The sequence below is a fragment of the Lysinibacillus sp. fls2-241-R2A-57 genome (assembly GCF_030209535.1).
Lineage (GTDB): Bacteria > Bacillota > Bacilli > Bacillales_A > Planococcaceae > Lysinibacillus.
Genome location: NZ_JARVRU010000048.1, coordinates 1 through 9,017, shown reverse-complemented (window position 1 = coordinate 9,017; position 9,017 = coordinate 1). Strand labels below are relative to the sequence as shown.

General features: G+C 38.7%; 12 protein-coding genes. 1 reads left to right on the top strand and 11 read right to left on the bottom strand.

Going from position 1 to position 9,017, the window contains the following annotated elements:
- Positions 1-93: 93 nt before the first annotated feature.
- From QRN68_RS10360 to QRN68_RS10310, 11 genes are all read right to left on the bottom strand, one after another.
- Entirely contained in the window at positions 94-906 is an 813-nt protein-coding gene (locus QRN68_RS10360; RefSeq protein ID WP_285396807.1) for a flagellin N-terminal helical domain-containing protein, read from the bottom strand.
- Between the two features lie 195 nt (positions 907-1,101).
- Entirely contained in the window at positions 1,102-1,320 is a 219-nt protein-coding gene (csrA, locus tag QRN68_RS10355; protein WP_285396806.1) for a carbon storage regulator CsrA, read from the bottom strand.
- A complete protein-coding gene (gene fliW, locus QRN68_RS10350; protein WP_285396805.1) occupies positions 1,320-1,763 on the bottom strand; it encodes a flagellar assembly protein FliW in 444 nt (147 codons plus the stop codon). The genes csrA and fliW overlap by 1 nt, the downstream gene beginning before the upstream one ends.
- 15 nt (positions 1,764-1,778) lie before the next feature.
- Complete coding sequence (locus QRN68_RS10345; RefSeq protein ID WP_285396804.1) at positions 1,779-2,345, bottom strand: DUF6470 family protein; 567 nt, start codon at positions 2,343-2,345, stop codon at positions 1,779-1,781.
- Positions 2,346-2,403: 58 nt separating this feature from the next.
- Positions 2,404-3,306, bottom strand: coding sequence for a flagellar hook-associated protein FlgL (gene flgL / locus QRN68_RS10340; protein WP_285396803.1), 903 nt, complete (start codon positions 3,304-3,306; stop codon positions 2,404-2,406).
- 65 nt (positions 3,307-3,371) lie between these two features.
- A complete protein-coding gene (flgK, locus tag QRN68_RS10335) occupies positions 3,372-4,964 on the bottom strand; it encodes a flagellar hook-associated protein FlgK (RefSeq protein ID WP_285396802.1) in 1,593 nt (530 codons plus the stop codon).
- Positions 4,965-5,029: 65 nt separating this feature from the next.
- On the bottom strand, positions 5,030-5,530 hold the full coding sequence (locus QRN68_RS10330) for a flagellar protein FlgN (RefSeq protein WP_285396801.1): 501 nt from the start codon (positions 5,528-5,530) through the stop codon (positions 5,030-5,032).
- 27 nt (positions 5,531-5,557) lie between these two features.
- Complete coding sequence (gene flgM, locus QRN68_RS10325) at positions 5,558-5,818, bottom strand: flagellar biosynthesis anti-sigma factor FlgM (protein WP_285396800.1); 261 nt, start codon at positions 5,816-5,818, stop codon at positions 5,558-5,560.
- A gap of 216 nt (positions 5,819-6,034) precedes the next feature.
- On the bottom strand, positions 6,035-6,448 hold the full coding sequence (locus QRN68_RS10320) for a TIGR03826 family flagellar region protein (protein WP_285396799.1): 414 nt from the start codon (positions 6,446-6,448) through the stop codon (positions 6,035-6,037).
- Positions 6,449-6,708: 260 nt separating this feature from the next.
- Positions 6,709-7,299, bottom strand: coding sequence for a ComF family protein (locus QRN68_RS10315; protein WP_285396798.1), 591 nt, complete (start codon positions 7,297-7,299; stop codon positions 6,709-6,711).
- Entirely contained in the window at positions 7,296-8,663 is a 1,368-nt protein-coding gene (locus tag QRN68_RS10310; RefSeq protein ID WP_285396797.1) for an ATP-dependent helicase ComFA, read from the bottom strand. Before QRN68_RS10310 ends, QRN68_RS10315 begins: the two co-directional genes overlap by 4 nt.
- Before the next feature lie 27 nt (positions 8,664-8,690).
- Here QRN68_RS10310 and QRN68_RS10305 point away from each other — a divergent pair.
- On the top strand, positions 8,691-9,017 hold a 327-nt coding region (locus tag QRN68_RS10305; protein ID WP_285396796.1), incomplete at its 3' end, for a hypothetical protein.

Below are 9,017 nucleotides of genomic sequence, written 5' to 3'. Positions count from 1 at the left end.
CTTCGGGGTTCGGGACTTACACCCTATAGTTCATACGCATGCCGGGCGCACCAAATAAAAAAAGAGAGGAATTCTCCTCTCTTTTCTTTTTAATTATTGTAATAATTGTAGAACGCCTTGTGGCTGTTGGTTAGCTTGCGCTAACATAGATTGTGCAGCTTGCATTAAGATGTTGTTCTTCGTGAAGCCCATCATCTCTTTTGCCATATCTGTATCACGGATACGTGATTCAGCAGCTGTTAAGTTTTCAGAAGTTGCACCTAAGTTATTGATTGTGTGCTCTAAGCGATTTTGAACAGCACCTAAATCAGAACGAGTAGCTGATACTGTTTTTAATGCATCATTGATTTTTGTGATTGCATTATCAGCAGCAGATTGTTTAGAAATGTTAATATTTTTAACGCCTAGTGCAGATGCACCCATGTTTGCAACTGAAAGCTTAATGTTTTGTTTCTCATTAGCTCCAATATGGAATACTCTACCTTTGAATGAACCATTAAGTAGTTTTTGAGTGTTGAACTCTGTATCTGTAGAAATACGTGTAATTTCTTCAGATAATGCATTGATTTCTTTTTGAAGATCATTACGGTCAGCTGATACGTTTGTATCGTTCGCAGATTGTACTGATAATTCACGCATACGTTGTAGAATTGAGTGAGTTTCGTTAAGAGCACCCTCAGCAGTTTGGATTAAAGAGATTGAGTCTTGAGCGTTTTTAGTAGCCATATCAAGACCACGGATTTGTCCGCGCATTTTTTCAGAGATTGCTAAACCAGCAGCATCGTCACCAGCGCGGTTGATTTTGTAACCTGAAGATAATTTCTCAAGGTTTTTAGAAGATTGAGTGTTGTTGAAAGCTAGGTTACGGTGTGTGTTTAAAGCTGAAATGTTGTGTTGAATTCTCATTTGGAATTCCTCCTTGAATGTTTGTTTGTTTATTCCACATCCGTGTGGAATTTCGGATTAGGTAGTATGTACTTCCTGCATCCTACACTCTATATATCGTTAGTAGTTGGAAATGTTTAATAGTTTATTGAAAGTTTTTTTATTTTTTTATGTAATAGATTACTAATTTAAAAAATTGGCGAAAACTAAAAGCATTTATTTTTTCTTCAACTGTTCCAAGAAGCTTGTTGATGATGACAATGCTTCTTTATTCTGGGCTTGAATGGCTGCAAAAACTTCTGAACGGTGTACTTTGACCGTTTTTGGTGCAACGATGCCGATTTTAATTTGTTCACCTTCAACTGCTAAGATTTTAATCTCGATTTGGTCGCCAATCATAATAGATTCATCTTTCTTTCGTGATAAGACTAGCATTATTTCGCACTTCCTTCCAATGTTTGCATCGGGAAGCGTAATGGATAGGATTTATTATCTTGAAGAACTATTTGTTTTCCTAATTTTTTCTCCATATTAATAATTACGGGTGCGAGCAAATTGATAGTAGAATCTTGGAATGATTCCTTCATTGTCACGATAGCATATGTAAGTACATCTTCTGTTTTTTCAATTTGAAGCTGCTTATAATCCTCTTCGCTAATATCAAAACTATAATCTTTTTTGAAAGCAAATGGATAGCCCACTACAAATCCAATTTCTGCATGCTCCACTGATTGCAGTATAGCTAATGGAAGATCTGCATCAAGAGGTAGTATGACGAATTTTTTTTCATCTTCTAATCCTAATAACCCATGTTCAAATGTAATAATGTCCTGATCAATAATTTCGACTTCACCTAAAAATTTAGTAGTGATTTTCATTTAATTTGCACTCCTTTAAATGACGACATCGATGTCAACATCTGGTCTTTGTACCATTGTACCAGTTACTTTTCCTGGTGTGTATTCGTGTATTGGTTTGTTCACCTTTGCGTCAATAATTGGTTCTCTACGCTGGATATTGACGTCCGTTGTCCCAGGTGTATAGTCAATTTTGACAGAACCCACAGATGGAACAAATTTAATATTATAAGGTCCCGGACGATGTGGTCCGTGATTTTGTTTAGCAATATTTTGGATTGTCGCACGCCCCTGATCTTTACCAGAGTTATCCATCATTTGACGTCCCTCTCTAGCTCTTCGCGCCATCCCCTTGAGTGCCTCTTGTTTACCTTTTTCTGCGTAGTTTGCACTTGATTCAAGAGGGCCGATTAAACCTAAATCACGTCTCGCTTGTGAAGAATCTATTTTTAGTACACCACGAGTAGTATTTATATCGAGTATTGCTGCTGGTTGTTCAATATGCTGTGTTGCTTTTGGTTGTTTAATATACTGTTGCGGCTTAGATATATTAAGGTCTATTTTCGCATCTGTTGTATGAATTTGGATTTGTGGGAGTTTCATATAAACATCTCCTTTCAAGAAAAGCGTCTGAACAAAGTGTCCAAACGCTTTTGATTAATTAGCGGATAAAATCCACTAAGGTTTGTTGAATAATTTTAGCACCTACTGAAAGTGCAGCTTGGTGAATTGATTCATGTGTGACCATCTCTGTAATAGCTTTTGCATAATCCACAGACTCATTATCTCTCAATTGCTTTGTAACATTGACTTCTCGTATACCTAGACGATTTTCCATCATCTCTACACGATTTTGACGTGCACCGATGTCAGCCTGTGCCTCTAAAACTTTATTATGCATTGTTGTGATATCATCACTGGTACTTGATGAAGAAACACCACCAAGCATATCGCCAATCTCTTTACCAGTTTTTGTTGGGTCACCTAGTAAATTAGAGATTTTCCCCATCATATCATCTATATTTTTAAACAGATCTTTACCAGGTGTATTGACAGGAATTTGAATCCCATCAAAAATTTCTATATTCACACCATCTGCATTGACATTTTGATTCAAAGTGCCGCCAGTAAATAAAGGCTCATTCGTTCTCGTTCCACTGAATATATAGCTACCATCAATATTCGTATTCCCCACATCTTGAATTTGTTGGCGAATTTGGTCAATTTCCATTTTCATTTTTTCTCGATCTTCAGGTGTGTTTGTATCATTTGCTGCTTGAACAACGAGCTCACGCACACGCTTCATTTGTTCGCCAACTTGATTAAGGGATTCATCCGTTGAATCTAACCAGCTACTTGCTGTAATCATATTACGAGTGTATTGTTCGACTTTTGCTAAATCACGACGATAGCCCATACCCTTTACTGCGATGACAGGGTCGTCTGATGGTCGATTGATTTTTGAGCCAGAAGCAAGTTGATCCTGAAGCTTAGACATTTTGCCATAGCTATTATTTAAATTTCGAAGCATGTTTCCTGATAACATTGATTGTGTTACGCGCATTTCGTAAAAACTCCCTTCTTGTAGGTCGGAGAGTTATTCTCCATAAATTGCTTACTATTTTAATCTTATAGACCAACTCGGCCCATACCATTAATAATTTTATCTAATGTTTCATCCACAACTGTAATCATACGTGCATTTGCATTATACGCTTGCTGGAAAGTAATCATATTTGTCATCTCTTCATCTAAAGAAACGGAGCTCATAGCGTCACGGCTATTTGACACCATCAAACGTTGAGATTCAGAAGTTGCAGCTAGACGAAGGGCTTCTTCACCGTCTACACCAACTTTTCCAACGATTCCTTGATAAAACGATTGCAAAGTCGCATTTCCAATTGATGCATACAATTTATGTTGCATATTCGCAAGCTCATAAGCATGCTTACCGTCCCCTTCTTTAGTTTGCCCAGAAGATGCAGCTAAAAGGTTTGGGTTATCTTTAATAGCTTCATTAACTTTAATACCACCTGCACCAGTACCTTCAAAGAACACGCCTCCATTAGTAGAAGCGTTTATAACGTTGCCATTTGCATCTTTTTCTTCTAGTGTATAGCCTTTTGCATGCAGGTCATTAAATTCTTGAATAAAGGCATCCGCTAACTTGTCTAATTCTGCTAATGTTTCAGGATAGTAGCCCTTTGTAACACCACTTGCATCATTATAGCCATAGGAATTAACTAGAGATAGGAATTTCCCCTTTGATGCTTCGAAGTCCTGTTGTTTAATCGCAGTTTGTGAGGTAGTGACAGTCCCCGCTTCATGAGCGTCTAAAGATGCAATCCCTGTTAGCTGCAATTCAGAAAATACATTTGAAATGTCTTCTCCTGTCACCTTACTACCTTTACTCCCCATTGCAGTGAATTGAGCAAAATCTTTTCCATCTACTAAATCTCTGACAACACCATCAGCGCCCTTATATGTAATTTTCAAACTACCTTCAGCAACTTCAGATGCAAGACCGCCTGAAGGAACACGCTCGATAGACACCGGGATATATTCATTTAGCTTATCGACCAAAACATCACGCACATCGTACAAGTCATTTGGCACGTGTCCACTTGGTTCAACCTCTTGAATTTGTTTATTAACAGCTGCAATTTGCTTTATAATCGTATTAATTTGCTTAGTAGAGACATCAATCTCGTTCCCAAGATTACCTTGAATCATTTTTAATTGTGTATCAAGATATCTAAAGGACTCTGCTAAGTGGTCTGCACGACCAATAGCAACCCTACGTGAAGCCATATCTGCTGGCTTACTCCCTACATCTTGCAGCCCTTTCCAGAACTGTTCGAATGCTTTATCTAAACCAAATTCGGAAGGTTCATTTACAATATCCTCCATCTGAGAGATCGCCTTTGTTTTTGATTCCCAATAACCCAGTTTATTCGTTTCTTGACGATATTGACGATCGATAAATTCATCGCGAATACGTTGAATGGACCCTGCTTCAACACCAGTACCAAGATGACCTGGATAAACAGGTTGATTTAAGCCTGCCGTTGGAAAGCCAGGAGTTGCTTGCATATTTACTCGTTGGCGAGAGTAACCTAATGTATTTGCATTGGAAATATTATGTCCAGTAGTATATAAAGCTGTTTGTTGTGTAAATAAACCACGTTTACTAGCTTCTAAGCCCATAAATGTTGAGCGCATTATTTTTCCTCCTTTTAGTAACGTTTATAATTTCAAGCATAGTTTTCTTGCATAGACGTAAGAAACTATGCTTGCGAATCGAAATATGATTTTTTGGCCATTGAATTTGTGCCGCGTACTTCACTGCCTGAGTAATTGATTTGTTCAGGTCGAGGTCGTAAAGCATCTAGTGTGAGATTGACAAATTGTAATGATTGGAACACTAGTTTTTGATTTAAATCATTTTGTTTTTTTAAGTCATTGATAATTTGCAATAATCGATTGCGAACTGCTGATAGCGTGTCTTTGTCAGTTTGTTGTTCAGCAGCATCGATGACATCAGCGACAGTCGTTTTGTCAGTTGAAGCAAATCCTTTTGCTCCAAGGTATTCCGTTACCTGTTTCTGACGCTGTTGCTCGAGCTTGTCGATAGCTGCTACATGTGCCTGCTCATCCTTGAGCAATTGGTCCAGTGCTTCGATATTGCCAGCAGTAATGGTTTCCGTTTTTTTAAAGGCTAGTTCAAGTAAGCTTTTATGCATTCTTTCTAGCATTGTTAGTGTAGAACAGATCGCTTCTACAGACATATTGCTAAACACCCTTTCTGATATTCCTTAGAAACGATAATATTTCAGCATATCTTCTGCAACTTTGCGAGCGTTGACTTTATATTCACCAGAAGCAATATCTTCTTTTAATTGTTGTACGCGTTCTGCACGCTCTGTGCTGTATGTTGAAACACCTTGCATCTCCTGTGCAGCCTTGGAAATTTCGATTTTATCGGCGAAAGATGCCTTGTTTGCGCCTGATTTTACATTGCGCACCTGATTTTTATAGGCGTTCATCGCGTTAATACCATAAGATGTAATTTTCATTTTTTACCCCCCCATCTAAAACGCTTATCTTACTATTATTTCGGATTGTCTCACATAATGTTAAGTTTTCAAATATAAAAAAGTGTGCTAATTTTGTTTAAAATTAACACACTTTAAGCCAACACGATGTTGGTCACTCAATCGTTGCCACAGGACGTGGCGTTTTAGACTGAGTTCCTCTATTTCAGCGAGTGTTTGGACACTCGCTGAAAGAAGTTAGCGTTTTCGTTCTGCGTGATATGTAACACGATCACGTTCTTCCACACTTTCACGGAACTCTTTTGCTGCTTCAAATGTACGTAAATCCGCCTTCAATTCATCTTGGCATTTTGTACAAAGCTTACCTTTTGTCGTTAGATGACCACAGTTGTCACATGGATAGCCAAGATTAGGAAACATCGCAGTCTGTAAACGACCCTTACGAACCCATTTATACAATAGCGCCTCTTCAGCTCCTGTTGCTTCAACAATACGTTCTACTGTCGCAGCACGGTTTTCACGTTTACGTAGAAAGCGATAAACGATTTGATATAAATCTTCTTCAGATTGAGCGCATTTATGACATACTTCTCTAACCCCTGTATAATTAAAAAACTCATTGCATTTCGGACAATTGCGAACCTCTGCCATCTATTCTTCCTCCTCTTACATCAATTTCCTCTTGGCATAATTGTAGCTGTCGCTTCGCTTTCGCTACAGATAAACAATGCGTCCGGATTTTGAATTATTCCTAGGCCTGCACGATGCAGGTCAGTTAGCCGTTTTCGCAGGATGCGAAGATTTTAGGCTAACATCCTTTATTCATTCCTTTCAAAATCGGTAACACCCGCCAGAGGCTATATACGAATCCTATATATTCGTAATCTATTATACATGATGCATTAGCATTTTCATCCATTAATTAAAGTAAAGCTTTGAACATTTCGGGCACCTGCATTTAATAAAATCTCCGTGGCGTGCCGCAAAGTAGTTCCTGTTGTTTTTATATCGTCAAAAAGAAGATATTCTTTATGCTCTACATGTACACCAGCCATCAGACGAAAAAGAGGAGCTGCTTGTATGCGCTGTTCTCTATTTTTGGAGCTTTGCGTTTCTGCGGTCGTCTTTTCTAAAAGTTGTCTAAAAGGAATATTGGCAGCCTTTAAGAGCTCCTCCATATGCGAGAAGGTACGTTCTTTTTGTTTGAGTAGGTGCATAGGAATCGGTATAATGGTTGCTTTTTCATTTTTAAATCGTGCATGTAACTCCTGTCGAAATACTTTTGCGAGTGCTACATCTTGAAGAAATTTATATTGATGCAAATAATCTTTCATAGCGTCGTTATATTGGTAGAGAGCCGTTGCTGTAGGAGAATGTTCAAATCGAGCCGAGCACTTATCACAGATGGTTGGCTGGAAGTGTTTCGTTAAAAGTATTTTCCAAGAAATTGTTGATTGCAGAGGCTGTGAGCATAATAAGCAAAGTGTTTCAATTTTATTCATAGTGGAAATCCTTTCTTATTGTAATAAAGAATTTTAGTACGTGCATCATCCATTTCAGTTGTAATGCCATGATGAAAAAATACAACATCTCCATCTGCAAAATCAGCATTTCGACCAACTCGCCCAGCGATTTGTATTAGTGCACTGGAAGTAAAAATAGTCGATTCTGCTCCAATAACTGCAACCTGCACATTCCTTATCGTAATACCTCTTTCTAAAATGGTTGTTGTGAGTAAACCTGGAACTTCTTCATGACGTAGTGTAAGCACTTTTTCTTTACGATGAGGATCTTCGGCATGGACCGCCATAATGCTTGCATCGAATAACTGAAAAAGAGGCGTAGCTATTTTCATTAACTCTACTTTCGGAAAAAATATTAAAAATGGTTCTTTGCGTGCAAGACGCTCTTCCGTCCATTGTTTTAGCTTTCGTGGGATTTTCCCTCGTTTTAAGCTTTTTTCATAGCTCCATAATGCATCAAATCGAGGGACTGGTAATGGACGATTATGATAGCGCTTCGGGATGAATGAATAGCTTTTATTTTGATACTCAGTAAGTAATTTTTGCGACGGTGTTGCTGTGACGAACAATATTGGTGCGCTTTCCGTTTTTGCTTTTTGTACAGCTCTTTGTAAGGTTTCATCAAATGTATAGGGAAATGCATCAGCCTCATCAACAATCATGACATCAAACGCTCGTTCAAAGCGATAGAGCTGATGAGTTGTCGCCAACACTAACTGCCCATAGCCCTCCTGCTTCGGTGATCCTCCATATAAAGCATGCATCACTGCTTGTGGAAAGACCTTTTGAAAGCGCGGATATAGCTCTAGTACCACATCTGTACGCGGCGTAGCAATACATACCCGTAAGCCTTGTTTTAAAGCATGATGAACAGCTGGAAAAAGTAGCTCTGTTTTACCTGCTCCGCATACTGCCGCCAAAAGATGGGAACGGTTTGCTTTAACACTTTCTAGCATTTCATTTGCTGCCTGCTGTTGAAGCACTGTAAATTGTCCTGCCCATTTGAGTGAATGCTTTCTTGTTCTAATTACAAGAGGGCCTGTCCAGATTATCAATTGCGTACAGCTACTCACTCTGCCCATATTCAGACAATGTCTACAATATATACATTGCTGCTGGCACTTTGAACAATCAAACGTTGTAAATTGCTGAGGATCATTATTATGGCAACGATTGCATTTTACATGCGGCACTTTTTGAATCCCTTCTATTATATGGAAGTAGTTATGATGGATTGATTTCTCGATATCTTCCTTTGAAAATGGGGAATATTCCTTTAACCAAATACGTCCTTCATGAAAATCTCGTAATGCAGGTGGCAACAACCAACCTTTATATTTCATTCTACTTTGCTCCTTTCAGGTGATTTTTTGCATTCTTCCGGAGATACTCATGGGTTTACCGGCGATTTTCGAACTTTTAGCGGCGATATTCTCTGGTTTACCGGCGATTCTCTGACTTTTACCGGCGATATTCTCGAGTTTACCGGCGATTCTCCGACTTTTACCGGCGATATTCCCGAGTTTACCGGCGATTCTCCGACTTTTACCGGCGATATTCCCGAGTTTACCGGCGATTCTCGGACTTCATCAGCGATTTCCACGCTTTTATCAGCGATTCTCGGACTTTTATCAGCGATTTCCACAGATTTATCAGCGATTCTCCGACTTTTATCAGCGATATTCATGGGTTTATCA

Coding starts and splice junctions, on each gene's coding strand:
- QRN68_RS10360 (WP_285396807.1), bottom strand. CDS start 906: ATGAGAATTCAACACAACATTTCAGCTTTAAACACACACCGTAACCTA.
- csrA (WP_285396806.1), bottom strand. CDS start 1,320: ATGCTAGTCTTATCACGAAAGAAAGATGAATCTATTATGATTGGCGAC.
- fliW (WP_285396805.1), bottom strand. CDS start 1,763: ATGAAAATCACTACTAAATTTTTAGGTGAAGTCGAAATTATTGATCAG.
- QRN68_RS10345 (WP_285396804.1), bottom strand. CDS start 2,345: ATGAAACTCCCACAAATCCAAATTCATACAACAGATGCGAAAATAGAC.
- flgL (WP_285396803.1), bottom strand. CDS start 3,306: ATGCGCGTAACACAATCAATGTTATCAGGAAACATGCTTCGAAATTTA.
- flgK (WP_285396802.1), bottom strand. CDS start 4,964: ATGCGCTCAACATTTATGGGCTTAGAAGCTAGTAAACGTGGTTTATTT.
- QRN68_RS10330 (WP_285396801.1), bottom strand. CDS start 5,530: ATGTCTGTAGAAGCGATCTGTTCTACACTAACAATGCTAGAAAGAATG.
- flgM (WP_285396800.1), bottom strand. CDS start 5,818: ATGAAAATTACATCTTATGGTATTAACGCGATGAACGCCTATAAAAAT.
- QRN68_RS10320 (WP_285396799.1), bottom strand. CDS start 6,448: ATGGCAGAGGTTCGCAATTGTCCGAAATGCAATGAGTTTTTTAATTAT.
- QRN68_RS10315 (WP_285396798.1), bottom strand. CDS start 7,299: ATGAATAAAATTGAAACACTTTGCTTATTATGCTCACAGCCTCTGCAA.
- QRN68_RS10310 (WP_285396797.1), bottom strand. CDS start 8,663: ATGAAATATAAAGGTTGGTTGTTGCCACCTGCATTACGAGATTTTCAT.